This window comes from Pyxidicoccus sp. M15 (assembly GCF_056858435.1).
In genome coordinates this window covers 5,164,664-5,190,806 of record NZ_CM166495.1, presented here as the reverse complement: position 1 = coordinate 5,190,806, position 26,143 = coordinate 5,164,664, and the positions used below count along the sequence as shown (strand labels likewise).

Sequence of the window (26,143 nt, the reverse complement as noted above, 5' to 3'; positions counted from 1 at the left end):
GACTTGCGATCCTCTTACTGGCTGCGCGCGCCCTGGCGGCGGCCGCTCACGATGAACTTGTCAGTGCGCTTGTTGGTGCGCGTGGTGAGGCCCTTGGTCTTCTTGCCCCACGGAGACACCGGATGCGGGTTACCCTGACCGGACTTACCCTCACCACCGCCGTGCGGGTGGTCGACGGGGTTCATCGCCAGACCGCGGACGGTGGGACGGATGCCCAGCCAGCGGCTCTTGCCCGCCTTGCCGATGCGGATGATCTCGTGCTCGATGTTGCCCACCTGGCCCACGGTGGCGCGGCACTCGATGAGGACCTTGCGGACGGTGCCGGAAGGCATGCGGACCTGCGCGTAGCGGTCCTCCTTCGCCATCAGCTGGCCGGACGTCCCGGCGGAGCGGATGACCTGGGCGCCACGGCCCGGCTTCAGCTCCACGTTGTGGATGACGGTACCCACCGGGATGTTCTGCAGCGGGAGGCTGTTGCCCGGACGGATGTCCGCCGTCTCGCCGGCGAACACCGTGTCACCCACGCTCAGACCCACCGGAGCGAGGATGTAGCGCTTCTCGCCGTCCGCGTAGTGCAGCAGCGCGATGTTGGCGGTGCGGTTCGGATCGTACTCCACCGCGGCGACCTTGGCCGGCACGCCGTCCTTGTCGCGACGCTTGAAGTCGATGATGCGGTAACGGCGCTTGTGGCCACCGCCCTGGTGACGACGGGTGATGTGCCCGTGGACGTTGCGGCCACCGGAGCGCTTGAGGGGCGCGGTGAGGCTCTTCTCCGGCGAGTCCTTGGTGATGTCCGCGAAGTCGGACACCGTCATCAGACGGCGGGCGGCGCTAGTCGGCTTGTACTTCTTGATGCCCATGGTGTGTTCCTCGCAGGCAGGCTCGACGCCGTAGCGTCAGGCCGCCCCTCCCTCGAAGAGCTCGATCGAGTCGCCCTGCTTCAGGGTGACGACCGCCTTCTTGAAGTTGGGCCGCTTGCCGATGCTCCGGCCCACCCGCTTGACCTTGCCGCGGACGACGTTGGTGCGAACGCCCTCGACGGTGACCTTGAACAGCGTCTCCACCGCGCGGGCCACGTCGTGCTTGGTGGCCTTGCGGTCGACGATGAACGAGTACTGACGGAACTTCTCGCGGGCCTTGTCCAGCTTCTCGGTGATGAGCGGGCCCTTGATGACGTCGTTGAGATTCATGACAGCGCCCCCTCGAGGGTCTTCGCGGCCGCGGAGGTGAGGACGATGTGCGAGTGCCGCAGGACGGCCTCGAGGTTGAGACCCTCGGGAGGCAGCACGTCGAACTTCGCCAGGTTGCGCACGCTGCGGTGCAGGTTGGTGTTGCCCTTGTCGTCAATCACCAGCGCGTTCTGCAGCTTCAGGCGCTTGGTGAGGACCTCGAAGGCCTGCTTGCTCTTCGGCGCGTCCAGGGAGAAGCCGCTCAGGATGATGAGCGTCTTCTCGCGGGCCCGCAGGGACAGAGCAGACTTCAGGGCGCCGCGGCGCACCTTGCGGGGCGGGCGGTAGAAGTAGTCGCGCGCCTTGGGAGCCATCGCCTTGCCGCCGCCCACCCAGTGGGAAGCGCGGATGGAGCCCTGACGGGCGCGGCCGGTGCCCTTCTGCTTCCAGGGCTTCTTGCCGCCGCCGCTGACCAGCGAGGTGTTCTTCACCCCCACCGTGCCGCGACGCCGGTTGATCTGCTGCATCTTCGCCACCTCGTAAAAGAGGTGGGTGTTCGGCTCGGCGCCAAACACGTCGTCGGAGAGCTCGATCTCCGACACCTTCTTCAAATCCAGGTCGACAACGTCAAACTTCGCCATGGCACTTTCCTCGCGGGGTCGGAGTGAAACCACTCGAACGCCCACCCGCTTCCTAGGACTTGATCTCGACGTCAACGCCGGCCGACAGATCCAGCTTCATGAGCGCATCCAACGTCTGCTGCGTGGGCTCGAGGATGTCGAGCAGGCGCTTGTGCGTGCGGATCTCGAACTGCTCGCGGCTCTTCTTGTCCACGTGCGGGGACCGCAGCACGGTGAACTTGTTGATGCGCGTCGGCAGGGGGATCGGACCGGCTACCTTCGCGCCCGTGCGCTTGGCCGTCTCGACGATCTCCCCGGCACTCTGGTCCAGGAGCTTCGAGTCGTACGCCTTCAACCGGATGCGGATCTTCTGTGTCGCCATTCGCAAGAACCTCTTAGAACGAGCCCTGCCTGTGCCTCGGGCGGCGTTACGACTTACGTCCCCTGGATTTCACAGAGCCGTTTCTTCGGAACGAAGGGGCGCGGTGATTACCATCCCGCGCCGGGGGTATGCAACTGGATTTCCTCCGGCTCCCTGAAAATTCCCCACCCAGGGGGTCTCAGGGAGCCGGTGGAGGGCTTCTACTCGATGATTTCGGCCACGACGCCGGCGCCCACGGTACGACCACCCTCACGGACGGCGAACCGGAGCTCCTTCTCCATGGCGACCGGGGTGATGAGCTCCACCTCGATGGCGATGTTGTCGCCCGGCATCACCATTTCCACGTTGTCCGGCAGCTTCACCGTGCCCGTCACGTCCGTGGTGCGGAAGTAGAACTGGGGACGGTAGCCCTTGAAGAACGGGGTGTGACGGCCACCCTCTTCCTTCGAGAGCACGTAGATCTGCGCCTTGAACTTGGTGTGCGGGGTGATGCTGCCCGGCTTGGCCAGCACCTGGCCGCGCTCCAGGTCCTCACGCTTCAGACCACGCACCAGCGCGCCGATGTTGTCGCCCGCCATGCCCTCGTCGAGCAGCTTGCGGAACATCTCCACGCCCGTCACGACGGTCTTCTGCGTCGGACGCAGACCGACGACTTCGACTTCCTCGCCGACCTTGATCTTGCCGCGCTCGACGCGGCCGGTGGCCACCGTGCCACGGCCGGCGATGGAGAAGACGTCTTCCACCGGCATCAGGAAGGGCTTGTCGGTGGCGCGCTGCGGGGTGGGGATGTAGCTGTCCACCGCCTCCATCAGCTTCAGGATGGCCGGCTCGCCGATGTCGCTGGTGTCACCCTCGAGCGCCTTGAGGGCCGAGCCGGGGACGATGGGGATGGTGTCGCCGGGGAACTCGTACTTCTTGAGCAGGTCCCGGACCTCCATCTCCACGAGCTCGCGCAGCTCGGGGTCGTCCAGCATGTCCACCTTGTTCAGGAAGACGACGATGTAGGGCACGCCGACCTGGCGGGCCAGGAGGATGTGCTCACGCGTCTGGGGCATCGGGCCGTCGGCCGCGGAGACCACCAGGATGGCGCCGTCCATCTGCGCCGCGCCGGTAATCATGTTCTTGACGTAGTCGGCGTGGCCCGGGCAGTCGACGTGGGCGTAGTGCCGGTTCTTCGTCTGGTACTCCACGTGCGCGGTGGAGATGGTGATACCGCGCTCACGCTCCTCCGGCGCCTTGTCGATCTGGTCGTACGCCATGAACGTGGCGCCGCCCGTCTTCGCCAGCACCTTGGTGATGGCGGCCGTCAGCGACGTCTTGCCGTGGTCCACGTGTCCGATCGTGCCGATGTTCACGTGGGGCTTGTTACGCTCGAACTTCTCCTTGGCCATGACCTCTCCTCGCGGGGTTGCCGGTCAGCAGCAGACCCGGCGCGCGTCTCAATCTCGGAAAACAACTGCGAAGGTGCTGCGTCCTGCTCCAAACGTGCCGCAACGTCAACTGAAATCGGCCGGCAAGCACTCCGCCAGACGTACCGCGGTCACCGGTTGAGCGCCGACTTCGGCGCGGGCGCGTAGTGACTGAACTGCATGGTGTAGGTCGCCCTTCCCTGGCTGCGGCTGCGCAGGTCGGTCGAGTAGCCAAACATGGCGGCCAGGGGCACCTGTGCCTGGATGGCCTGCACCCGGCCGGGCCGGGGCACCATCCCCAGCACCTTCCCACGGCGGCCGTTCAGGTCGCCGATGACGTCGCCCATGAAGTCCTCGGGCGTGACGATTTCGCAACTCATGATGGGCTCGAGCAGCACGGGCGTGGCGTTGCGCACGGCGTCCCGGAAGGCCAGGGAGCCGGCAATCTTGTAGGCCATCTCGCTGGAGTCCACGTCATGCATGGAGCCGTCGTAGGCCTCCACCTTGACGTCGACCATGGGGTAGCCCGCCACCGGCCCGTTCTGCATGGACTCGGCGACGCCCTCCCGCACCGCGTCCACGAACTCCTTCGTCACCGCGCCGCCCGTCACCTTGTTCTCGAAGGCGAAGCCCTTGCCCGGCTCGTTGGGCATGACGCGCAGCCAGATGTGGCCATACTGGCCGCGGCCGCCCGTCTGGCGGATGTACTTCCCTTCCGCCTGCGTCTGGGAGGTGATGGTCTCCCGGTACGCCACCTGCGGCTTGCCGATGTTCGCGTCGACCTTGAACTCGCGCAGGAGCCGGTCGACGATGATTTCCAGGTGCAGCTCGCCCATGCCGGCGATGATGGTCTGCCCCGTCTCCTCGTTCGTCTTCACGCGGAACGACGGGTCCTCCATCGCCAGGCGCTGCAGCGACTGGATGATCTTGTCCTGGTCCGCCGTCGACTTCGGCTCGATGGCGATGTCGATGACCGGCTCGGGGAACTCCATCCGCTCCAGGATGATGGGCTGCTTGTCGTCGCAGAGCGTGTCGCCCGTGCTGGCCAGCTTCAGGCCCACCACCGCGCAGATGTCGCCGGCGAAGCACTCGGTGAGCTCGTCCTTCTTGTCCGCGCGCATCTGCACCAGGCGGCTGACGCGCTCGCGCTTGCCCTTCACCGAGTTCCACACGGCCGTGCCCGCCTCGAGCCGGCCGGAGTAGACGCGCAGGAAGGTCAGCGTCTGCGACTGGAACGCGGGGTCGTTCATGATCTTGAACGCCAGCGCGCTGAAGGGCGCGTCGTCCTTCGTCTCGCGGATGGCGTCCTCGCCCTTGGGCGTCTTGCCATGGATGGGCGGGACGTCGAGCGGGCTGGGCAGGTAGTCCACCACCGCGTCCAGGAGCGGCTGCACGCCCTTGTGGCGGAACGCCGAGCCGCAGAACACCGGGAACAGCTTCAGCCCCACGCAGCCCTTGCGGATGGCGCCGCGAATCTCGTCCTCGGTGAGCTCCTGGCCCTCGAGGAACTTCTCCGTCAGCGCGTCATCCTGCTCGGCCGCGGCCTCGAGCAGCTCGCCGCGGGCCGCCTCGGCCGCCTCGAGGAACTCCTCGGGGATGTCCACCTCGTCGTAGCGGCTGCCCTGCTCCGAGTCGTGGAACACCAGCGCCTTCATCTTGATGAGGTCGATGACGCCGCGGAGCTTGTCCTCGGTGCCCAGCGGAAGCTGCATGCGCACCGCGCGCGCGCCCAGCTTCTCCTTGATGGTGCCCACGGACATCTCGAAGTCCGCGCCCACCCGGTCCATCTTGTTGATGAAGCAGATGCGGGGGACCTTGTACTTGTCCGCCTGGCGCCACACCGTCTCGGACTGCGGCTCCACGCCATTCACGCCGTCGAAGACGGCAATGGCACCGTCGAGCACGCGCAGCGAGCGCTCCACCTCGATGGTGAAGTCCACGTGTCCCGGCGTGTCGATGATGTTGACGCGGTAGCGCTGGTCCTTGCGCGTCCAGAAGGCGGTGATCGCGGCGGACGTGATCGTGATGCCGCGCTCGCGCTCCTGCACCATCCAGTCGGTGGTGGTGTTCCCCTCGTGCACCTCGCCCATCCGGTGGATGGCGCCGGTGTAGAAGAGGATCCGCTCGGTGGTGGTCGTCTTGCCGGCATCGATGTGCGCCATGATGCCGATGTTGCGGTAGCGCTCGAGGGGATGCTCACGGGCCATGACTCAATACCTCTCCAAAAAGCGGGACGGGCCTCCACGCCGCGTCACCCACCGACCGGACGATTTCAGAGAACCTGCGCCATCTAACAAAACCGCCCGGATGCAGCATCTGCATCCGGGCGGCAACCGCGAAGCCTTTGGGGCCTACCAGCGGTAGTGAGCGAAGGCCTTGTTGGCCTCCGCCATCTTGTGCGTGTCTTCACGCTTCTTCACCGCGTTGCCGCGGTTGTTGGCGGCGTCCATGATCTCGCCGGCCAGCTTCTCCTGCATGGTCTTCTCGCCACGCGCCTTGGCGTAGCTGATGATCCACCGCATGCCGAGGGCGACGCGGCGATCCTGACGGACCTCGACGGGCACCTGGTAGGTGGCGCCACCGACGCGGCGGCTCTTCACCTCGAGCACCGGCTTGACGTTGTCGAGGGCCTTCTTGAACGTCTTGAGGGGGTCTTCCTTCGCGCGCTCCTCGATGAGGGCGAAGGCGCCGTAGCACACGCCCTCCGCGATGGACTTCTTCCCCTTCCGCATCAGGTCGTTGACGAACTTGGTGACCAGGCGGTCCTGGAACTTCGGATCCGGCAGAATCTTGCGCTTGGCGACTACGCGACGACGAGGCATCTCTACTCTCTTCCCTTACGCCCCACTCCCACTTGGAGAGCAATCAACGGGGCTTCATGAGCTGCTGCGAGGAACTTCCCACGGACGCTCCCCAGGGTGTGGGGCGAGACGTCCGAAAACACTGCGAGACGAAGGTGGTCGGCGTGACGAGCGATCAGCTCGGACGCTTGGCTCCGTACTTGGAGCGGCTCTGCTTGCGACCCGCGACGCCCACGGAGTCCAGCGTTCCACGGATGATGTGGTAGCGGACGCCCGGGAGGTCCTTCACACGGCCACCGCGGATCATGACCACCGAGTGCTCCTGGAGGTTGTGACCCACGCCGGGGATGTAGGACGTGACCTCGATCCCGTTGGTCAGACGAACACGGGCCACCTTGCGGAGGGCCGAGTTCGGCTTCTTCGGGGTCGTGGTGTACACGCGCGTGCAGACGCCACGCTTCTGGGGGGACTCCTTGAGGGCCGGGCTCTTGCCCTTGATGACGAGCTTCTCGCGGCCCTTGCGAACCAGCTGGCTGATGGTCGGCAACTGATACCTCTTCTTCGGGGTTGGCCACCGCCAGACACACCAGGCGGCGCATATCTACCTACAGGACTACGGAAAGGGCCGCGAGTATAGGGAGGGACCCCTCCGTGTCAAGCACGGCCTGGACCCTGCCTATGAACCGGCAGGGCCCCGGAGGTCCATTCCCCGTTGCCCGGAACCACGGCGCACGGCGGGTCTACAGCGGGGCGCTCGTCTACTCCGCGTGCGGCTAGAAGTCGAGGACCATGACGATGGCGTCCTCGCCCTCGTCCACGTAGTAGTTCGGCCGGATGCCCACCGGGCGGAAGCCCAGCGACTTGTAGAGCTGGAGCGCGGCCTCGTTGCTGCGGCGCACCTCCAGCGTGGCCAGGGTGCAGCGGCGGGCCTTGCCGCGGGCGAGCACCTCGTCCATGACGGCCCGGGCCACCCCGCGCCGCCGGTGCTCCGGAGCGGTGGCCACGTTGAGCACGTGCACCTCGTCGTGGACGATCCAGAAGATGGCCAGGCCCAGCAGCAGCGGGCCGTCCTCCTTCCGCTCCTCCTCCACGAGGAGGATGGTGGACCACTCGTGCTGCAGCTCGCGCTGGAGCAGCTCCGGGGACCAGGGGTTCCTGAAGGCCTGCTTCTCCAGCGCCATCACCGCCGGCATGTCCGCCACCGTCATCTGCCGGATGACGAAGTCGGGCCTGCCCCGCGGAAGGGAGTCCTCGCGCATCCGCCTCATCGCCGCGCCTCCCGCGCGAAGGGGGCCACCCGGCGCACCTGCGCCGAGGCCCGGACCTGGGCCAGCTCCTCCGCCGCCAGCACTCCGTACCGCTCTCGCACCAGCTTCTCCCGGATGGCCGCGCGCACCGACTCGTAGTCCGAGGGGTACTCGGCCGCGTGCTGCTCGAAGTAGCGGCGGACCTCCGTCTCACCCACCTGCGCCCGCAGGCGGATGCGGCTGTCCAGGATGCGCTCCGCCCGGAGTCCCCGGGCCAGCACCCCCTCCAGCGCGTTCTGGTCCATGTCGTGCCGCGCCAGGAACCGCTGCAGCGCAGCCTCGCCTCCCACGCGGGCCTGGAACGCGGCCAGCCGCGCCTGCACCTCGGCCGGCTCGGCGGGGAACGCCTGGAGGCGGTCCGCGTTCAGCACCTGGACCCGCTGGTTGATGATGAGCTCCAGGGCGCCCCGGAGCGTGTCCTCGTCGAGCGGGGCCTCCAGGGCCTGCACGCCCCCTCGCTGGACGAGCGCCACCCGGGCCTCGAAGCGCAGCTCGCTCAGGGTGAGCACCCGGCCCTCGATGATGGCCACCACCCGGTCGACGACGCGGGCGTCCGCTTCTGGCGCGGATGCGTTCCGGGCGTCCGGGGCTGGCGGGGGCGCGGCCCGGGCCCCCGCGACGGGCACGAACAGGAGCCAGACCACCAGCCACAGGGTTCCCGCTCCAGCCTGGCGCGGCGCTTCCATGGCCTCCCTCATCTTCCGGCGACTTTATACATCTCCCGCCAACCGGGCACTCCAAGCTGGCGCGCTCCCACCGGCTGGTTACGTTCAATCAGGTACATCACGGCGGGAACAAATGGCGGACGACTATTACCAGATTCTGGGTGTGGACCGCGGGGCTTCGGCGGAGGACGTCAAGAAGGCGTACCGCAAGCTCGCGCGCAAGTACCACCCGGACGTCAACCCGGGAAACAAGGCCGCCGAGGAGAAGTTCAAGCAGGTCAGCTCCGCCTTCGAGGTGCTGTCGGACGCGAAGAAGCGCAAGCTCTACGACGAGTTCGGCCCCGACGCGGAGAAGATCGGCTTCGACGAGAAGAAGGCGGAGGCCTACCGCGCCTACAAGGCCGCGGCCGGGAGCGGCGGCGCGGGCGGCATGCCCTACGGCGCCGAGGGCTTCGACCTGGGCGACCTGTTCAGCGACCTCTTCGGCGGCCGGGGCGGCGCCGGGGTGGGCGGCTTCGACGCGGCCGACATGTTCGGCCGGCGGAGGGCTTCGGGCCCGGAGCGCGGCGAGGACCTCACGGCCCGCGTGCAGCTCACCCTGAACGAGGCCGTCGCGGGCGCGGAGCGCACCCTGGCCATCTCCCGGCCCGGGCGCTGCTCGGCGTGCAGCGGCCGGGGCGACTCGGGGAAGATGGGCACCTGCCCCACCTGCAGCGGCACCGGCCGGCCCCGGCGGGCGGGCCTCTTCGGCGGCAGCGGCGTGTGCCCCAACTGCCAGGGCACCGGGCGGGCGATGGAGCCCTGCCCCCAGTGTGGCGGCTCCGGCATCAAGGAAGAGAGCACCCGGCTGACGGTGAAGATACCGGCCGGGGTCCATACGGGCTCCAAGGTGCGGCTGGCCGGCCAGGGCGCCGCCGGCCCCCGGGGCGGCCCACCGGGCGACCTCTACATCGAGACCGAGGTCGCCGAGCATCCGTTGGTGCGCCGCGAGGGCGACGACCTGCACATCGACCTGCCGGTGACGGTGCCGGAGGCCATCCTGGGCGCGGACGTGCGCGTGCCGACCTTCCAGGGCGAGGTGACGCTGAAGGTGCCGCCGGGCTCCCAGTCCGGCAGGCGCATGCGCCTGAAGGGGCGCGGGGTGCCCTCCCTCAAGGGAGGGGCGCCCGGGGACCTCTACCTGCACCTCCAGGTGAAGGTGCCCGAGGAAGCCAGCGCCGAAGCGCGTGCCGCCGCCGAGACACTTTCCCGCGCCTATCGCGACGATGTCCGGCGCGAGCTGACGCTCTAATTTTCTTGTCTCTTGTCCCAGGCGCCGCCTCGGCATAGACGGCACCTCCTACCTTCACGCTTCCGCAGGAAACGGAGCACACGCGCACATGGGCCTCTTAGACATCTTCACGGGCGGCTCGGGCCCCGACAAAGCCCTCAAGCTCAAGTCCAAGGTGACCCAGAAGTACGGGGACCCGGCGACACGGCAGAAGGCCATCGAGCAGCTGGGGGAGATGAAGTTCCCCGAAGCCGTCAGCGTGCTGCTCAGCCGCTTCACCATCACCGTGGACCCGCTCACCACGGACGCCGACGAGAAGGAGCGCACGTTCGACCTCGTCAAGAGCTTCGGCAAGGACGCCGTGCCGCCCATCACCGAGTTCCTCGGCAAGAACGAGTCGGCCACCTCGTGGGCGCTGCGGCTGCTGGGAGACCTCCTCACGGAGGACGAAGTGCTCGGCGCCTGCGTGGAGGCGCTGCGCCACCTGTCCGCGCACTACACGAAGAACCCCGAGAAGAAGGTCGTCCTCCTCCACCACGTCACGGGCAAGGCGGACCCCCGCATCCCCCCGGTGGTGCTGCCCTTCCTCGAGGACATGTCGGACGACGTGAAGATCGCCGCGCTCAAGGCGCTCGGCTCCTTCAAGTACGAGCCGGCTCGCGAGCCCATGCTGAAGCTCCTCACCGCCGACGAGACGGCCCGCCGGGTCCAGACGTCGGCGCTGGCCGCGCTGGCGGAGGGCGGCTTCTCCGTGGACGGCTACCAGACGAAGGTGCAGCCGCTCCTGGTGGAGCCCTACGCCCTCGGGCAGGACGGTCGCATCCAGCGCCGGGCCTGAGGTCCGGGCTGTCGGGCAGCCGACACGGCCACTGTCCTCCGGAAGGCCCTGCGAGCCAGGGCCGTTCCCTCGCGCTCGGGACATGGAGCAGGATTCTCACGTGCGCACGAAGAAGAAGGGGCCGCTGGCCGAAGTCGTACCGCTGCGTCCCATTGCCAAGACAGCCAAGAAGCCCACCCGACGGACGGTGAAGCCTGCCCCGCCGGTGGATGCCGATGTCGCCAACCGTGCCCTCCTGGAGATGGCGCGGCACCTGACGGACAACGCGGGGCCCACGGAGGCCCTGCGCTCCCACCTGCAGACCATTCACGCGCTGCTCAAGCCGAAGGTCTGCTACGTGGCCCGCCACTTCCCCTCCCGGGAGCAGCTCCACGTGGAGCACGTGCGCGGCCGCTACGACGACCGCGTCACCGCCGCCGTCCCGGGCGAGGGCGTCGTGGGACGCGCCTTCGCCACGAAGACACTCTTGCGCGAGGGCGACACCGTGGCCGTCCCGCTGGAGGGCCCCCAGGGCGTCACCGGCGTGCTGGTGGTGCTCGGCGCGCGGCGCGAGCCCTCGGACACGCTGCTGGAGTCGCTGGCCGCCCAGCTCACCGCCGCCTACGAGGTGGCCCGCCTGCGCGATGACAGCGCCCGCCGCAACAAGGACCTCCAGACGGCCATCGCCGGCCTCAAGAGCCTGGAGCAGAACCGCGAGGAGCTGCTCGGCAATGTCTCGCACGACCTGAAGAACCCGCTCACCACCATCAAGTCCTACCTGGCGATGATGGGGCGCGAGAAGCTGGGCCCCCTGACGGACTCCCAGCGCCGCGCGGTGCAGATCTGCGACCGGAACTCGGACCGCATGCTGCGCATGGTGAACGACCTGCTGCTCATGTCCCGGCTCCAGTCCGGGAAGATGCAGCTCAACCAGCGCCCCTTCGGCCTCAAGTCCGTGGCCGAAGAGGTGGTGCGCGCGCTGGGCGCCCTCGCGGAGCACTGCAAGGTGCGCGTGGTGATTCCGCCCTGCCCCGAGGTCTTCGTCCGCGGCGACCGCGAGCGCATCGCCGAGGCCATCCACAACCTCGTGGAGAACGGCATCCACCACAGCGAGGCGGACGACACCGTCGAGGTGCGCGTGTCCGCCGAGGACGGGCTGGCCACGCTCACCGTCAAGGACAGCGGCCCCGGCATGTCCGCCGAGGCGCTGGAGCACGTCTTCGACGCCTTCTACCGCGCGCAGCCGGGCATGCCCCGTCCGCCCGGCGCCGGCCTGGGCCTGCCGCTGGTGGGCAAGATTGTCGCACTGCACGGCGGGCGCATGGATGCGTCCAGCGTGCTCGGCGAGGGCAGCATCTTCCAGATGGTGCTGCCGATGTTCGCCGGGGCCGTCAGCACGCCGGAGATGAACCAGGCGGCGCCCAAGTCCGGCGGCATCCTCCTCGTCGAGGACGACGCCGACTGCCGCGAGGTCCTCCAGCAGGTGCTGGAGCAGGAGGGCTACCGGGTGATGGCCACCTCGGGGGCCTCGGAGGCGCGCTCCATCCTGTCCCACATCCGCCCGGCCATGGTGCTGCTCGACCTGCGGCTGAGCGAGGAGGACGGGCAGTCGGTGCTGCGCTTCATCCGCGGCAACGAGTCGCTGGCCGACATCGTCGTGTACATCATCTCGGGAGCCAGCGAGGTGGCGTCCCTCACCTCGGGCCAGGGGCTGGAGCGCATCGACGGCTTCTTCGAAAAGCCCCTGCAACTGCCCAAGCTGCTGGACACGGTGTCTGCGGTGGTGCGGCCCAGCCGCCGGGCACCTGCCGTACCCTGAGTAACGGAATGAGCGTGGGCGCGAACAAGAGGTGGCCGGAAGGCCTCTCGGTTTGTCTAGTATCGCCGCGTTCCCATGAGCTCCTCCGTCTACTCCCGATACCGCGCCGCATTCGCCCAGGGCCTCGCCACGGCCCTGGGTGTGCCGGCGTCCGAGATTGAAGCGCAGATCAAGCCCGCCGAGCCCACGCACGGTGACTTGAGCTTCGCCACCTTCCCCCTCGCCAAGGCGCAGAAGAAGGCGCCCCCCGCCATCGCCGCCGGGCTCGCCCAGTCGCTGAGCGTGCCGGGGCTCGAAATCAAGGCGGTGGGCCCGTACGTCAACGCCCGCTTCGCCCCCCTTCCCTTCTCGGCCGAGGTCATCGACGCGGCACGCTCAGCGGGGCTGGCCTACGGCGGTGACGCGGACGCGGGGCGCGGGAAGACGGTGGCCATCGACTACTCGTCGCCCAACATCGCCAAGCCCATCGGCTTCCACCACATCCGCACCACGTTCCTCGGCCACTGCATCGCCAACATCTACCGGGCGCTGGGCTGGAAGGTGGAAGGCATCAACTACCTGGGTGACTGGGGCAAGCAGTTCGGCCTCGTCGCGGTGGGCTTCCAGGAGTACGGCGACCCGACCCGCATCGACGACATGGCGCACCTCGTGGAGGTGTACGTCCGGGCCAACAAGCGCGCCGAGGCGGAGCCCGCGTTCGACGAGAAGGCCCGCGAGTTCTTCCGGCGCATGGAGGCCGGTGACGCCGAGGCGCTCAAGCTCTGGAACCAGTTCCGCGAGACGAGCATCAAGGGCTTCAAGCAGATCTACGCGCGGATGGGCATCGAGTTCGAGCACATCGAGGGCGAGAGCCGCTACCAGGGGAAGATGGACGCGGTCATCGAGCAGATCGCGAAGAAGCCCGGCGTGAAGGAGTCGCAGGGCGCGCTCATCGTCGACCTGCCCTACGCCGACAACGAGCCGCCCATCCTGCTGAAGAAGAACGACGGCAGCACGCTGTACGCCACGCGTGACCTGGCGGCCGCGCAAGACAGGTACGAGCGCTTCCACTTCGACAAGTCGCTGTACGTCGTCGCGCAGGACCAGGCGCTGCACTTCCGCCAGGTGTTCCGCACGCTCAAGGAGATGGGCCAGCCGTGGGCGGACCGCACCGTGCACGTGGCCTTCGGCCGCATCCACGGCATGAGCACGCGCAAGGGCCAGGTGGTGCAGCTCAGTGAAGTGCTCGACGAGGCGAAGGAGCGCGCCTCCGCGAAGGTGAAGGAGAACATCGAGGCCGGCCGCATCCACACGGGCGACGCGGACCAACTCTCCGAGCAGATCGGCCTGGGCGCCATCGCCTTCGGCGACCTCAAGCACAAGCGCGCCAGCGACTACACCTTCGACTGGGACGAGGTGCTCAGCTTCGAGGGCCACACCGGCCCCTATCTCCAGTACGCCCACGCGCGCACCGTCAGCGTGCTGCGCAAGGGTGGCGGCGCGCCCCAAAGCTACGACGCGGCCCTGCTGACGCTGCCCGAGGAGCAGGCACTGCTGCGCGAAATCATGCGCCTGCCCGAGGTGGTGCGCGACGCGGCCGAGCAGTACGAGCCGAGCCTGGTGGCGCGGCTGCTGCTGGACGTGGCCGCCGCCTTCAGCCGCTACTTCACCGCGGGCAACCAGGACCGCGAGAAGCGCATTCTCGTAGAGGACAATGATGCACTTCGCGCGGCGCGACTCGCCTTGACGGACGCCACCCGGGTTACGCTGGCGGCGGGCCTGACGCTGCTGGGCATTCCGACGCCGGACAACATGTAGCCGGGGGGCTACCGTGGACACCGTGCTGACTCAGACTGGGAATCAGGGTGAGGCCTCGCTGAAGGAAGAGTTCGGCCCCATGGGCCGGGCGCTGGGAGCCCGTTATCTGGACGGGGTCCACTTCTCCGCGGAGACCGAGGACGAGCTGCGCTCCCTCCACGCGAAGGGCTTCGTGGTGCACGTCATGCGCTCCACGGCGTGGGTGAACTTCCTCTACCTGACCTGGGCCATGGTCCGCCGGGCGCTGCCTCCCGTGCGCGCCGTCTGCAACCTGCGCCCCTGGTTCACCCGACCCTGGCGGCAGACGAAGCACACAGGCGACTACGTGCAGCGCTTCGAGTACGCACAGCAGACGGGCGGCAGCGGGCTCGTCTTCCTGCGCCGCACGGCGCTGCTGGCTCCCTCCGGCAAGGAAACGCGCGAGGACCCCTTCCCCGCCCTGGTGGCCATCGCGCGCAAGTCCGACCGGCCTGTGTACCTGGTGCCGGAGCTGTTCATCTGGGAGAAGCGCACCGCGCGCCTCAAGCCCAACTGGGTGGACATCCTGTTCGGGAGCCCGGAGGCGCCGGGCTTCCTGCACTCGATGCTCGCCTTCTTCCGCAACTACAAGCGCGCGCAGTTCCGCGTGGGCGAGCCCATCGACCTGCGGCGCTTCGTGGAGGAGAACCCGAAGGACTCGGACGAGGTGCTGGCGCGCAAGGTGCGCAGCACGCTGCACGTCCACCTGGCCCGCGAGACGCGCGCCGTGTTCGGTCCGCCGGTGAAGCCCGCCGCCCGGGTCATCGACGAGACGCTGCGGGACAGGGCCCTGCGCAAGGTGCTGGACGAGCACGCGGCCTCGACGAACCGCAAGCAGGAGAGCGTGCTGCGCGAGGCCCGGCGCAACCTGGAGGCCATCGCCGCGCGCCCCAGCCCCACCACGCTGGCCTTCATCGCGCCTGTGCTGGAGTGGGTGTTCAACCGCATCTACGACGGCATCGAGGTGGACGAGGCGGGCCTGCACCGCGCGCTCAAGGCCGCCGGCAAGGCCCCGCTCGTCCTGTGCCCCAGCCACAAGAGCCACGTCGACTACCTGGTGATGAGCTGGATTCTGTGGAGCCGCGGCTACACGGTGCCGCTGGTCGCCGCGGGCGCCAACCTCTCCTTCTGGCCGCTGGGCTCCATCTTCCGCCGCTGCGGCGCGTTCTTCCTGCGCCGCTCGTTCAAGGACGACAAGGTCTACTCGGCGGCCTTCAAGGCGTACGTCCGCAAGCTGGTGCATGACGGCACCCACCAGGAGTTCTTCCCCGAGGGCGGGCGCTCGCGCACGGGCAAGCTGCTGACGCCCAAGCTGGGCATGTTCACCTGGCAGGTGGAGTCCGTGCTTGAGGGCGCGCGCAACGACCTCATGTTCGTGCCCGTCGCCATCGACTACGAGAAGGTCGTGGAGTCCGGCAGCTACTCGAAGGAGCTGGCCGGCGGGGAGAAGAAGCCGGAGGACCTGAAGGCGCTGCTGAGCACGCCCAAGGTGCTGGCGGCGCGCTACGGGCGCATCCACCTGGGCTTCGACGAGCCCATCTCCCTCCAGGAGTTCATGCAGGCTCGCGGGCTCAACCCCGAGGAGCCGGTGACGGACGAGCAGAAGAAGGGCCTGGTCCGCGCGCTGGGCAACCGGGTGATGTACGGCATCAGCAAGGTGTCCACCGTGACGCCGCACGCGCTGGTGAGCACGTCCCTGCTGGCGCACCGCCGCCGCGGCCTCACGCAGCGGGAGCTGGCGGACCGCATCAGCGTCCTGCGCCGCATCGCCCTGGAGGACGGCTCGCCGCTGTCCGTGGAGCTGCGCAACGCTCCGAGCAACCCGGAGACGATGGGCCCCATCCAGGACGCCATGCGCACCTTCATCTCCGATGAGATGGTGCGCACGCAGGAGGCGCGCGGCGAGGTCATCTACCAGGTGGAGGACTCCCGCCGCCCGGAGATGTCCTTCTACAAGAACACGCTGATGAACCTGGTGGCCGCTCGCAGCCTCGTGGCCAACGCGCTGCTCGCCAGCGGCTCACCCGCGCCGTACGACGCGGTGAAGACCCGGGCGCTGTTCCTGTCCCGCCTCTTCAAGGTGGAGTTCATCTACCGGGTGGGCCTCACCTTCGACACCATCTTCGCGGAGACGGTGGAGCGGCTCGTGCGCATGGGCCTGGTGATGCACGAGGGCGACACGCTGACGCTCGCTCCCGAGCCCCACGCCCGCCCGGAGCTGGAGTTCCTGGCGGACCTGCTGCGCGACTACCTGGAGGCGTACCTGCTGGCGGCGATGACGCTGGAGGACGTGGCCACCGGCGTTGCGACGGACCGCAAGGCCTTCATCAAGCTCGCCCTGGAGACGGGCCGCGCGGAGTACCACGCGGGCCGCATCACCGCCGCCGAGTCGCTGGCCAAGGTCACCCTGGAGAACGCGGTGGCCTACCTGCTGGACCAGAAGTACCTCGTCGAGAAGGACAAGAAGCTCGAGGTGGTCACCAACGAGCAGGGCCAGCGGAACCGGAAGCAGCTCGCCGACGACATCCGCGACTACCTCAAGCGGGCCTGAAGAGTGCACGCAACAAGTGCGGCCGTGGCTGGCCGCATGTGAGGATGGCCGGCATGCCTCGATGCATGCCGTTGCTGTCCCTCGTCTCAGTGGTGCTTTGTTCCTCCGCTCCGCTCTCCTGCCGGAGCACGCCGTCGACGGCACCGGCAGCACGTGCGCACGCCTGTGGCACGTCCATCGCCGACGTGGCGTGGATGGCGGGCGACTGGCAGGGCCCGTCAGGTCCGGGCACGGTGGATGAGCATTGGACCCATGCGGCGGGGGACTCCATGCTCGGGATGAGCCGCTTCGTCTCGCAGGGCAGGACGGTGTTCTTCGAGTACCTCCGCATCGAGGCGCGGCCGGACGGGCTCTATTACATCGCCCATCCGAAGGCCCGCCCCGGCGTCGAGTTCAAGCTCGTGCGCTGCTCGGAGGGGGAAGCGCTGTTCGAGAACCCCGCGCATGACCACCCGAAGCGCATCCTCTACCGGCGTGAGTCCGCGGACAGGCTCACCGCGCGCGTCGAGGGTGACGAGGGTGGCAAGCCCGTGGCGGAGGACTTCCTCTACACGCGGATGTAGCTCACGGCCCGGTGGTGGTGCGGAAGGCCACGCGCACCTCGCCGGTCAGCGCGTTGCCCTCCCAATCCGTGAGGCTGTCTCGCAGCACCAGCGTGTAGGCCGTGCCCGGCTGGAGCGAGCTGCCCTCCCCCGCCGTGGCCTCCACCGTGTACGGCCGGTCTCCGCGCTCCACATCGGCGTCCACGTCGGACACCTCGGGGGCGGCCAGCGTGAGCGCCACCTCGTCGCGGCCCGCGAAGACGGCGATGCCCGGGCGCAGCGTGCGCGGGTCCATCGTCTCGGAGAAGGTGATGCGCAGCGTCCCGCTCGGCGACACCGTGCCGCCCGCGACGGGCGTCGTGGACAGCACCTCCGGCGGGTCCGTGTCGCGGCGGTCGTAGATGGGGTCTCCGGGTTCCAGGCACGCCGGCAGGCCGGTGAGCACGGGCACGGCCAGGAGCGCGAGCACGAGCCCCCGAAGCCCTTCCTGGCCCAGCGGGCGCATCCGCGGTGCACGGGCGCCACGCTCGATGCGCTGGCGCACGCCTTCCCGTACAGGGCCCGCCGCCGGGGTGGCGCCGCCGACCTGCGGTGTACGGGCGCCCCGCGCGTGGCACCGGCGCGCTCCTTCCCGTCCGGAGCCCACGGCCGAGGCGGTAGCGCCGCGCTCCAGAGTCGGTGGTTTGCTCGTGAGCCGCCGCATCACCGGCACCCCTTCTCCACCAGGCTCTCCGGCGTGTGGCACTTGAGGCAGGCCCTGTCGTTGGCCCCCGCCAGTCGCTTGCAGGCCTGTGCGAAGCCCGCCGGGTGCGGGTTCACCTGCCTCCGCGTGGACAGCGACGAGTGGCAGCTCGTGCACGACTCCTCGCGGTGGCAGGAGATGCAGCTGCCGATGTCCCTCGACGCGGCGATGCCGTGGTGCTGCGGCCCGATGATTTCCACCCACGCCTGGTAGTCCGGGTGCACCTTCAGGTTGCGCGGGCGCAGGGACGCAGCCGCGTCCATGCTCACACCCGTGCGCTCATGACACGCGACGCAGAAGGACTGCGCGCGGTGGCAGCTCTCGCAGCGCGTCGTGCCCGCGCGCGCCTGCACCGGGTGCAGCGTGATGAAGTCATTGGGGTGCACGGACAGCGGCTTCTGCATGCCGTCATGGCATGTCTGGCAGTAGCTCTCGCTGTGGCATTGCTGGCACGTCAGCCGGTCCACCGTCGCGCGGGGGCCGTGGTTGAACTCGTAGCGCGGCCCGTGGTCCAGCCCCAGCGGGTTGCCCTGCATGGGACGCAGCAGCCCCGAGTCGAACGAGAGCCTCAACCGCCCGGAAGCCTCCGTCGGGTGGCAGCTCTTGCACGTGTTGGTGGCCACGTTGCCGTCATGGCACGTGAAGCACGTCGCCATCTTCGGCAGTTGTTGCCGGGTGGCGAGCTGCACGTCCTTCATCTCGCCGTGGCACACCGTGCAGTCCACCTTCTTCTCCACGTGCTGCTGGTGGCTGAAGCGCAGGTTGGCGGGCGGCACCACCAGCTTCGCGGGCTCCATGCGCACGGTGGGGTCGAAGCCCGGGTGGCACGTCGTGCAGGCGGACGGCGGGTCCGTGCGCTTGCCCTTCCTCGCCGCGTCGATGTCGTGACACGTCTCGCACTCCTCGTGCCCGGGGAGGTTGCGGTCCTTCGGGGACTGGCTGGTGCGCGCGGCATCGTGGCAGGTGACGCACTCGGCACCGGCTTCCAGGTGCTGTGCGTGGTTGAACCGCAGCGGCACGTGCTGCGCGGGGTACACGGCCAGGCTGCGCTCTCGGCCCGTCGCGGCCCAGGCGACGCCAGCGCCCACCAGCAGCGACAGCGCGGCAAGCCCCAGCAGCACGGTGCGGTTCGGACGGTGCGGCATCTACAGGCTCGCCTTCAGGTCGAAGAGCAGGAAGCCCTTCGTGTCCGAGTCGGTGAAGGAATTGACGTTCTGCTCCAGCACCAGCGACAGCCGCGCCGCGCGGCTCAACGCCCGGCTGGCCCACACCTGCGCGCCGTAGAAGTTGCCGCCCAGCCGCGGGTTGAAGCTGTCGAAGATGCGCGCGAAGGACAGCCGCCCGTCCAGCGTGAGGCCGTCACGGCCGAAGCTGTAGCCGCCCGTCAGGTCCGCCCAGAGCTGGTCCCCGCCGTAGCCCGTGCGGTACGTCACGTCCAGCGCCGAGCGGAAATCGCCCTTCCGCAGCGTCGCGCCCACCGCACCGCCCACGCTGCGCGTCTCCGGTGCGCCCTCCCCGTCCACCTGCGACGCGAGACCCAGCGCCGGGTTGAGGTCGTCGTGGTACAGGCTGCCAATGCCCTGCACGTAGTAGCGCAGCGCGCCCACGGGCAGGAAGTCCACGCGCACCCGCGCCTCATCCCGGGGGGCCCACGCGAAGTAGTACCAGATGGAGTCCGCGGACAGCACCGGCGACAGCCGCATCGCCTCCGCGCTCACCGCGAAGCGCGTCCTGTCCCACCGCGCCTGCACGCGCACCTGCGCCGGCTTGCGCTGCAACAAATCGTAGTCCACGCCCGCCACCGCGCTCACGCCCAGGCCCCGCACGTAGCGCACCTCCAGCGTGGCGCGCTCCAGGTCCGTCTTCCCCTCCACCATCGCCTTGCGGTAGCCCGCCGCCGCGTGGAAGCCGCCCAGGTCCTCCAGCAGCAGCTTCGCTCCGTACAGCGGCTCCAGCGCGTCCAGCGTCGCGTCACCCTCCCGCGTGCCGTCGAGCTGATACACCGACGAGCCGAGCACGCTCGCGCCCTTCACCCACAGCCCGCCGAAGGCCTCCACGCCCAGCCCCAGCCGGCTCACGTACCGCAGGCGCAGGCCGTCGAACGCGAGGATGTCCGTCACGTCCCCGTACAGCTGCCGCCCCAGCCGGCCCTCGAAGCCGCCCTTCGCGTAGCGCACGTAGGCGTGGAGCAGCTCCGCGTCCTCGGACTTGAGCCCGTCCACCAGCGCCGCCTCGCCCCGCGGCAGGCCGAAGTCCGCCCACACGCGCAGGTTGGACTCGAAGCCCATGTCCTGGCCGGTGACGAGCTCGAAGGCGTTGAGGCCCAGGTACTGGACGATGCGCCGGCGCGGCAGCAGCACCGGGTCCTCCGGCGTGGTGCCACGCCACGCGCGAATCTGGTACGCCTGCGCCTCGGTGCGCGCCTCCACCTGGAACGCCGCCGCGTGCGACGTCACCGCTCCCAGGCCGAGCCACAGGGCGCCCAGCGCTCCCAGGGTCCGAGAGCACCTGCACCACGTCCGCCGCGCTGTCCGAGCCAGGATGAAGGACGTCAACGTGCGGACAGTATAGGAAAGCCCCAGTGCGGGCAGTTCGGCTTTTCGTAACAAGGAGACGAAACGGTGGAAGATTCCGCTCCCAGCGACTCACAGCCGCCGCAGCCGCCCGTGCCTCCGGAGCCGCCCCAGGCCTCGACGAGCCCGCGCACGATGGCGGTGGCGGGCACCGCGCTCGCGCTGTCGCTCTTCCTCCCCGTGGGCGGCTTCGTGCAGTTCATCAACCCGGCCTTCGGCATCTGGTTCACCGAGCTGTTCGTCTTCCTCGGCCTGGGCTGGGTGATGCTGCGCTTCGCCGGCTGGCGCCCCCGTGAGTACACCGGGCTGACGCCGGCGCCGCGCGCGGCCACCCTCTTCGGCTTCCTGCTGGGCGTGGCCAACTTCTTCGCGCTGGTGGTGCCCATTCAATTCGGGGCCCAGAGCCTCGCCCCCGAGTGGCTGACGAAGATGTTCGACGGCTCGCGCCTCTTCGAGGGCCAGTCGCCCGTGGAGCTGGCCCTGCTCCTCACCGGCGTGTCCGTGGCCGCGCCCGTATGCGAGGAGCTCTTCTTCCGCGGCATCCTCCAGCGAGGCCTGACGCCCGCGAAGCCGGCCTCGCCGGTGCGCGCGCTGGTGGTGACGGCCGTGGTGTTCAGCGCGTTCCACCTGGACCCGGTGGGCTTCGCCGCGCGCGTGGAATTGGGGCTGCTCTTCGGATGGCTCTACCTGCGCACCGGCTCGCTGTGGCCGAGCATCGCGGCGCACGCGGCCAACAACCTGGTGTCCTCCGTGCTCTTCCTCACGGCGAAGGCCCTGGGACAGGAAGCCACCGACACGGAGACGGACCCGCGCGCCGTGCTGGCGCTGGCCAGCCTGGGCATCATCGGCCTGTCCGCGCTCTTCACGGCCGCGCGCCACTACCCGGGGCTGCTGGGTGGACAGGCCCGGGCCACCGACGCGGAGGCCCGGGCGCCGGAGCCTCGCCCCTCACTGGCGGGACTGCTGCTGCCGTGGGTGGTGGCCGCCACGCTGTCGCTGGTGGCGCTGGGCGCGGTGGATGCCCGAGGCATCTCCCTCAACTTCTACGACGCGCAGCACCCGCTGCCCACGCTCGAGAAGGACGCGCCCCCCGGCCTCCAGGCGGAGCGAAAGGCGCTCCAGGTGCTGCGCAGCTCCGCGCGCCGGGGCGAGTCGCCGATGGAGGCCTACCACGAGGAGCGCGAGCGGCAGGCCCGCTCACACCGCCGGGCCCTGGGCCTCCAGAAGGAGCCCTGAGCCGGCGGCGGGGAGCACGCCTGCCGTCAGACGAAGCGATACGTGCTGACGTGGAACACGGGGCCCACCATGGCGCTGGTGAGCTGGTCCTTGTCCACGCTGCCCTCGGCCTCGATTCGCTGGCCGTCCTTCTTGATCTTCCGGTCGCCGCCCGCGAGCTGGTACGTGGTTCCGTCGTCGCCCTCCAGCACCCACACCCCCGTCTCGATGTCCCGGAAGACGACGCGTCCGGTGAGCTTCACGCCTCCTCCTTCTTGAGCATGGCGCGGGCGATGACGAGGCAGAGGACGGTGTTGAAGCCCAGCCACGGCTTGGCCAGGAAGGTGAACGGCATCCACGCCAGCGCCGGAGCCCCCGCCCACGCGGAGTACGCGAGGAAGCCCGCGAAGCCGAGCGCCAGGCCGCCCACCGCCGCGCGCAGGCCGCGCCACTTGATGGACGGCAGCGAGAGCAGCAGCGGGATGAGCGCGCTGTAGAACAGCGGGTTCACCGTCTTGCCACGGCCGAAGATGATGCGCTCCCAGTCGGGGATGGGCAGCGAGGCCACGTTCACCACGTCACCCGCCGCGCCCTCCGCGCCACCGAACCAGTTCTTCAGGAAGAAGGCGCCCACCGTGGACAGCAGCAGCGGGAGGAGGAACGCCGGCTTGAAGAGCACGTTGAGGTAGCCGGGACGGGCGCCTCCACGCAGCGTCAGCAGCACGAAGGCCAGCAGCGCCATGGCCCAGTACAGCGGCGGCCACTGGGACATCCCGCCGCGCAGCGACGCCAGCGACGCCTCCGCGTTGAGCAGACCGTGGCCGTACTGCTCGCTCCACGCCTGGTCCGCGACCTTCTTCGCGCCGGCGTACAGCGCCTTCTCCACCTCGTCCGGGCCCTTGGCGCCGGCCGCGTACAACATGGCGGCCACCGCGGCCACGTGCGGGGTGGCCATGCTGGTGCCCTGGTAGGACGCGTAGACGGACTGCGCCGGGTTGCGCGGGTCGATGGTGTTCTGGAGGATGCCGCCCTGGTCGCCGCGGCGCTTGTCACCGCCCGGCGCGGCGATGTCCAGCTCCTTGCCGTAGGACGAGTACGGCGCCAGCGTGCCGTCCGGGCCCACCGCCGACACCGCCACCGCGCCCGGGTACGCCGCGGGGAACTCGACGCGCGCGCGCCCGCCGTTGCCGGCCGCCGCCACCACGGTGACGCCCTTCTTGCGCGCGTACTCCACCGCGCTCGCCATCACCTGCGAGTGGCCGCCGCCGCCCAGCGACATGTTGATGACGTTGGCGCCCTTGTCCGCCGCGAAGCGGATGGCGTCCGCGATGTCCGCCGTGGTGCCGCCACCGAAGTGGTTGAGCACCTTCACCGGCATCAGCGTCGCCTCGAAGGCCACGCCCGCCACGCCTTCCTTGTTGTTGGTGGCCTGGGCAATCGTGCCCGCCACGTGCGTGCCGTGCCCGTGGTCGTCGTTGGCGTGCTCGTCGTCGTTCACGAAGTCGTAGCCCTTCACGAACTTCGCGCCCTTGAGGTCCGGCACCTGCTTGAACTCGTCGTAGTCCTCGTAGGCGATGCCGGTGTCGAGCACCGCCACCACCACGCCCTTGCCGTGGTTGCGCTCCCACGCCTTGGGCATGTCGATCATCCGCAGGTTCCACTGCTCCGCGTACTTGGGGTCGTTCGGCGTGAAGCTGGCGCGGACCTCCATCAGCGGCTCGGCGGACTCCACGTCGGGGTTCTGCCGGATGCGGGCCAGCGTGCCCTCGACGTCGTCCACGCCCACCGCCAGGGTGAGGGCCTCGTCGGCGCTCTCCACGGAGTTGAGCTCCAGGTCCACGCCCCAGTCGGCCTCCCAGGCGTCGAACTCGGCCTTGGTGGTGCCGTCCTTGAAGTCCACGACGATGGCGCCATCCACCACGTCCATGGGCTCGAGCGCTCCGACCGCGGCGGCCTCCGCTTGCGTCGGCGGCGCCTGCTCATCCGAGCGTGAGGCGCACGCGGTCGCCAGCGTCACGGCCAGCACCGCGCCACCCAGGGTCCATCGCACCATCCGCATCGGGCTACTCCTTGAGGAACGAGGCTCTTCCAGAAGACCCCTACGAACGAACGACGAAACGATTGGGTCTGCACTCACAGTCTGTACGCCCCCTCTCCCGGCGTGCAAGGGCCCGGGGATAAAGAAACGTGAAGAAGTCCACGGGGTTGCACGGGCATCGGTCATCCGCCGGAGAGCCGGCGCAGCCATGCGGCCACGGCCCGCCCGACCTGGGGGAGGTTGCGCTGGAACGTGGCCCCGGCATCGTCGATGACCTCTAAATCGCCTCCCGCCTGGGCGACAGCGGCTGACACCCTGGCCCGGGGCAGGCGGGCGTCCTGCTCCCCCTGGATGACCAGGAGCGGACACGCCACCCGGCCCAGGACGTCAGGGGCCACGTCCGCGGGCGCCACCAGGCACAGCCCCCCCACGGAGGGGTGCTTCGCCTGGAGCGCCAGGGCCACCTGCGCCCCGCCATGGAGCGCGGCCACCGCCAGCGCCGACGTGCCCGCGTTCTCCATCAGCATGCGCATGGCCGCCTCGGCGTCCTCCAGGAGCGCCAAATCCCTGCCCCGCGTGCCCTGGCTGGCGCCCACGCCCCGGTGGTTGAAGCGCAGCGTGGGGAAGCCCGCGTTGGCCGCCGCCCAGACCAGCTCCGACGCGATGACGTGGTCCATGCCGCCCCCCTCGTCCGGACGGGGCGGAATCACCAGCAGCGGCGGGGCCCGGGTGCCGCGGTGGGCGGTGCCCTCCATCACCTCGCGGCCCACCGGCACCAGCGTGGCACGCTCCAGGAACTGTCCTTTCTGGACCATGCTCCCACCTTAACCTTCCAGGTGCGCGGCGGCCCGGCCCGTGTGTGGGCACATCTCCCCACACTTGAATCATCCAGCCCCACGCAACTTCCCGGGTTCTCGGGTGAGAATGGAGGACAGCGACGTCCACAGGAGCCCCCAGCATGAGCCTCATCGAGCGCGGCCGGAACCTCGTCACCAGGATTGGCACCGGCACCCAGAAGGCCGTCGACACCGCCCAGACGGCGGCGAACACGGTGAAGACGACCGCGCAGACGGTGGGCCAGAAGGCTGCCACCGTGGTGGACGGCTTCGAGAGCAAGGCCGCCCAGGCGGCCAACACCGTCGCGGGCGTCTTCACCGCTCCGGCGGGCGCGAAGGACAAGGCGTACGACGGCAAGCTGGTGGGCGCGGGGGGCCAGACGTTCCAGCCCGGCACGCCGCTGAGCCAGATTCCCGCCGTCACGCCGCGCAACAACCCGAACGCGACGTCCACCGTCATCTACGTCAACGGCATCTCCACGGACAAGAATGGCCAGTCCGCGGAGCTGCAGGCCATCGCGGACAGGTCCGGCATGCGCGCCATCGGCATCCACAACGCCACCGAGGGCATGGTCTCCGACCTCCTCCAGTGCGTGAAGGACAAGCTGGACAAAGGCAAGAACCCCGCCGTGGACACGCTGGCGGACACCATCTACTCCGAGCTGAAGGCGGGCCGCTCGGTGAACCTGATGGGCTACAGCCACGGCGGGCTCATCACCTCGCGGGCGCTCAACGACGTGGCGCGCCGGCTGCGCATCGAAGATGGGATGTCCAAGCCGCAGGTGGAGCAGACGATGAGCCGCCTCAACGTGGAGACGTTCGGCGCCGCCGCCTGCACCTACCCGGACGGCCCCAGCTACGTGCACTACGTCAACGACAAGGACCTCGTGCCTACCCTCTTCGGCCTCGGCGGGAGCGGCAAGAGCCCGGCGGACCTGCTGCGCGACGCGGGCCGCGGCGCCAAGGTGCACTACTTCTCCGAGAAGGGCGCGTTCAGCGGCGCGCACGCGCTGGCGGACACGTACCTGAAGCACCGCGTGCCCTTCGAGGAGGCCCGGGCCGGACGCTTCTAGCGCGAGTCGTGCTATGTAGGCGCTCATGAACATCGAAGAGGCGCAGCGACTGGTACAGGCCTTCATGCGGACCCAGGGCGAGCAGCACAGCCCGGGCCTCAACCCGCAGGGGTTCGGTGGTCTCGCCAAGGGCGAGGCGCAGCTCTACTTCGAGTTCGTCCCCACGTCGGGCGAGCTCAAGTGCAGCGCGCTCATCTACCGCTTCCGCGACGCTCCCCGGCCCGGCGTCCTCGACGGCTTCCTCGCCGAGGAGAAGGCCGGCACGGACACCGGCGGGGGCAAGGTGGACTTCGAGAAGGAGAGCAAGAGCCTCTTCCTCAGCCGCACGTACGCCACCGTCCCGCCGGACCAGTCGTTCGAGCTCGGCATGAACAAGCTGATGGCCGCGAGCCTCACCTGGGGCGGCCCCGTCTTCGAGCGCGTCGCCGCGAAGGTGATTCCCGCCAAGAAGTAGCCAGGGTGCTTCCGGGCCCGAGGGCGACGAGGTGCTGGACCTCGT

Annotated in this window: 25 protein-coding genes; 9 read left to right on the top strand and 16 right to left on the bottom strand. The window is 69.2% G+C overall.

What is annotated here, in order from left to right:
• Positions 1 to 14: 14 nt before the first annotated feature.
• The 10 genes from rplB to ACX9TP_RS19710 all read right to left on the bottom strand — a co-directional run bounded on the left by rplB (position 15) and on the right by ACX9TP_RS19710 (position 8,374).
• Positions 15 to 860: a 50S ribosomal protein L2 gene (gene rplB, locus ACX9TP_RS19755; RefSeq protein ID WP_482981277.1), complete on the bottom strand. Its 846-nt coding sequence runs from the start codon at positions 858 to 860 to the stop codon at positions 15 to 17.
• A 36-nt stretch (positions 861 to 896) separates the two neighbouring features.
• Positions 897 to 1,190, bottom strand: coding sequence for a 50S ribosomal protein L23 (locus ACX9TP_RS19750; protein WP_267854206.1), 294 nt, complete (start codon positions 1,188 to 1,190; stop codon positions 897 to 899).
• Positions 1,187 to 1,810, bottom strand: a complete 624-nt coding sequence (rplD, locus tag ACX9TP_RS19745) for a 50S ribosomal protein L4 (protein WP_163989328.1) — start codon at positions 1,808 to 1,810, stop codon at positions 1,187 to 1,189. The genes ACX9TP_RS19750 and rplD overlap by 4 nt, the downstream gene beginning before the upstream one ends.
• 52 nt (positions 1,811 to 1,862) lie before the next feature.
• Positions 1,863 to 2,171, bottom strand: a complete 309-nt coding sequence (gene rpsJ / locus ACX9TP_RS19740) for a 30S ribosomal protein S10 (protein ID WP_002633608.1) — start codon at positions 2,169 to 2,171, stop codon at positions 1,863 to 1,865.
• Between the two features lie 200 nt (positions 2,172 to 2,371).
• The gene (tuf, locus tag ACX9TP_RS19735) at positions 2,372 to 3,562 is read right to left on the bottom strand and encodes an elongation factor Tu (protein WP_482980908.1); all 1,191 of its coding nucleotides are present in this window, start codon (positions 3,560 to 3,562) and stop codon (positions 2,372 to 2,374) included.
• Between the two features lie 149 nt (positions 3,563 to 3,711).
• The gene (gene fusA, locus ACX9TP_RS19730) at positions 3,712 to 5,787 is read right to left on the bottom strand and encodes an elongation factor G (RefSeq protein WP_482981276.1); all 2,076 of its coding nucleotides are present in this window, start codon (positions 5,785 to 5,787) and stop codon (positions 3,712 to 3,714) included.
• 144 nt (positions 5,788 to 5,931) lie between these two features.
• Entirely contained in the window at positions 5,932 to 6,402 is a 471-nt protein-coding gene (gene rpsG / locus ACX9TP_RS19725; RefSeq protein WP_044191600.1) for a 30S ribosomal protein S7, read from the bottom strand.
• Between the two features lie 154 nt (positions 6,403 to 6,556).
• Positions 6,557 to 6,928, bottom strand: coding sequence for a 30S ribosomal protein S12 (gene rpsL / locus ACX9TP_RS19720; protein WP_164016133.1), 372 nt, complete (start codon positions 6,926 to 6,928; stop codon positions 6,557 to 6,559).
• A 226-nt stretch (positions 6,929 to 7,154) separates the two neighbouring features.
• The gene (gene rimI, locus ACX9TP_RS19715) at positions 7,155 to 7,649 is read right to left on the bottom strand and encodes a ribosomal protein S18-alanine N-acetyltransferase (RefSeq protein ID WP_482981275.1); all 495 of its coding nucleotides are present in this window, start codon (positions 7,647 to 7,649) and stop codon (positions 7,155 to 7,157) included.
• Entirely contained in the window at positions 7,646 to 8,374 is a 729-nt protein-coding gene (locus ACX9TP_RS19710; RefSeq protein WP_482981274.1) for a hypothetical protein, read from the bottom strand. Before ACX9TP_RS19710 ends, rimI begins: the two co-directional genes overlap by 4 nt.
• 112 nt (positions 8,375 to 8,486) lie before the next feature.
• Between ACX9TP_RS19710 and dnaJ the strand changes: the two genes are divergently transcribed.
• The 6 genes from dnaJ to ACX9TP_RS19680 all read left to right on the top strand — a co-directional run bounded on the left by dnaJ (position 8,487) and on the right by ACX9TP_RS19680 (position 17,188).
• Positions 8,487 to 9,644: a molecular chaperone DnaJ gene (gene dnaJ, locus ACX9TP_RS19705; protein ID WP_482981273.1), complete on the top strand. Its 1,158-nt coding sequence runs from the start codon at positions 8,487 to 8,489 to the stop codon at positions 9,642 to 9,644.
• Positions 9,645 to 9,732: 88 nt separating this feature from the next.
• A complete protein-coding gene (locus ACX9TP_RS19700) occupies positions 9,733 to 10,461 on the top strand; it encodes a HEAT repeat domain-containing protein (RefSeq protein WP_482981272.1) in 729 nt (242 codons plus the stop codon).
• Positions 10,462 to 10,561: 100 nt separating this feature from the next.
• Positions 10,562 to 12,259: an ATP-binding protein gene (locus ACX9TP_RS19695; RefSeq protein WP_482981271.1), complete on the top strand. Its 1,698-nt coding sequence runs from the start codon at positions 10,562 to 10,564 to the stop codon at positions 12,257 to 12,259.
• A gap of 75 nt (positions 12,260 to 12,334) precedes the next feature.
• A complete protein-coding gene (argS, locus tag ACX9TP_RS19690) occupies positions 12,335 to 14,056 on the top strand; it encodes an arginine--tRNA ligase (protein WP_482981270.1) in 1,722 nt (573 codons plus the stop codon).
• Positions 14,057 to 14,135: 79 nt separating this feature from the next.
• Complete coding sequence (locus tag ACX9TP_RS19685) at positions 14,136 to 16,625, top strand: 1-acyl-sn-glycerol-3-phosphate acyltransferase (protein WP_482982198.1); 2,490 nt, start codon at positions 14,136 to 14,138, stop codon at positions 16,623 to 16,625.
• Positions 16,626 to 16,678: 53 nt separating this feature from the next.
• Positions 16,679 to 17,188, top strand: coding sequence for a DUF6265 family protein (locus tag ACX9TP_RS19680; protein WP_482981269.1), 510 nt, complete (start codon positions 16,679 to 16,681; stop codon positions 17,186 to 17,188).
• Position 17,189: 1 nt separating this feature from the next.
• Here the strand turns inward: ACX9TP_RS19680 and ACX9TP_RS19675 are convergent, their stop codons facing one another.
• The 3 genes from ACX9TP_RS19675 to ACX9TP_RS19665 form a co-directional block, all read right to left on the bottom strand.
• Positions 17,190 to 17,711 (bottom strand): Ig-like domain-containing domain, encoded by a 522-nt coding sequence (locus tag ACX9TP_RS19675; RefSeq protein WP_482981268.1) that lies wholly within the window; start codon positions 17,709 to 17,711, stop codon positions 17,190 to 17,192.
• A gap of 158 nt (positions 17,712 to 17,869) precedes the next feature.
• Complete coding sequence (locus tag ACX9TP_RS19670; protein WP_482981267.1) at positions 17,870 to 19,054, bottom strand: cytochrome c3 family protein; 1,185 nt, start codon at positions 19,052 to 19,054, stop codon at positions 17,870 to 17,872.
• Positions 19,055 to 20,365 (bottom strand): hypothetical protein, encoded by a 1,311-nt coding sequence (locus ACX9TP_RS19665; protein ID WP_482981266.1) that lies wholly within the window; start codon positions 20,363 to 20,365, stop codon positions 19,055 to 19,057.
• Between the two features lie 165 nt (positions 20,366 to 20,530).
• Between ACX9TP_RS19665 and ACX9TP_RS19660 the strand changes: the two genes are divergently transcribed.
• Entirely contained in the window at positions 20,531 to 21,718 is a 1,188-nt protein-coding gene (locus ACX9TP_RS19660) for a CPBP family glutamic-type intramembrane protease (protein ID WP_482981265.1), read from the top strand.
• Positions 21,719 to 21,744: 26 nt separating this feature from the next.
• Here the strand turns inward: ACX9TP_RS19660 and ACX9TP_RS19655 are convergent, their stop codons facing one another.
• From ACX9TP_RS19655 to ACX9TP_RS19645, 3 genes are all read right to left on the bottom strand, one after another.
• The gene (locus ACX9TP_RS19655) at positions 21,745 to 21,960 is read right to left on the bottom strand and encodes a DUF5818 domain-containing protein (RefSeq protein ID WP_482981264.1); all 216 of its coding nucleotides are present in this window, start codon (positions 21,958 to 21,960) and stop codon (positions 21,745 to 21,747) included.
• Positions 21,957 to 23,756 (bottom strand): S8 family serine peptidase, encoded by a 1,800-nt coding sequence (locus tag ACX9TP_RS19650; RefSeq protein ID WP_482981263.1) that lies wholly within the window; start codon positions 23,754 to 23,756, stop codon positions 21,957 to 21,959. Before ACX9TP_RS19650 ends, ACX9TP_RS19655 begins: the two co-directional genes overlap by 4 nt.
• 161 nt (positions 23,757 to 23,917) lie before the next feature.
• Entirely contained in the window at positions 23,918 to 24,550 is a 633-nt protein-coding gene (locus tag ACX9TP_RS19645; protein WP_482981262.1) for an alpha/beta hydrolase, read from the bottom strand.
• A gap of 143 nt (positions 24,551 to 24,693) precedes the next feature.
• On the opposite strand from ACX9TP_RS19645, the gene ACX9TP_RS19640 reads away from it, so the two are divergent.
• Both ACX9TP_RS19640 and ACX9TP_RS19635 read left to right on the top strand, forming a co-directional pair.
• The gene (locus ACX9TP_RS19640) at positions 24,694 to 25,644 is read left to right on the top strand and encodes a hypothetical protein (protein ID WP_482981261.1); all 951 of its coding nucleotides are present in this window, start codon (positions 24,694 to 24,696) and stop codon (positions 25,642 to 25,644) included.
• Between the two features lie 25 nt (positions 25,645 to 25,669).
• Positions 25,670 to 26,098 (top strand): hypothetical protein, encoded by a 429-nt coding sequence (locus tag ACX9TP_RS19635; RefSeq protein WP_482981260.1) that lies wholly within the window; start codon positions 25,670 to 25,672, stop codon positions 26,096 to 26,098.
• Positions 26,099 to 26,143 lie beyond the last annotated feature (45 nt).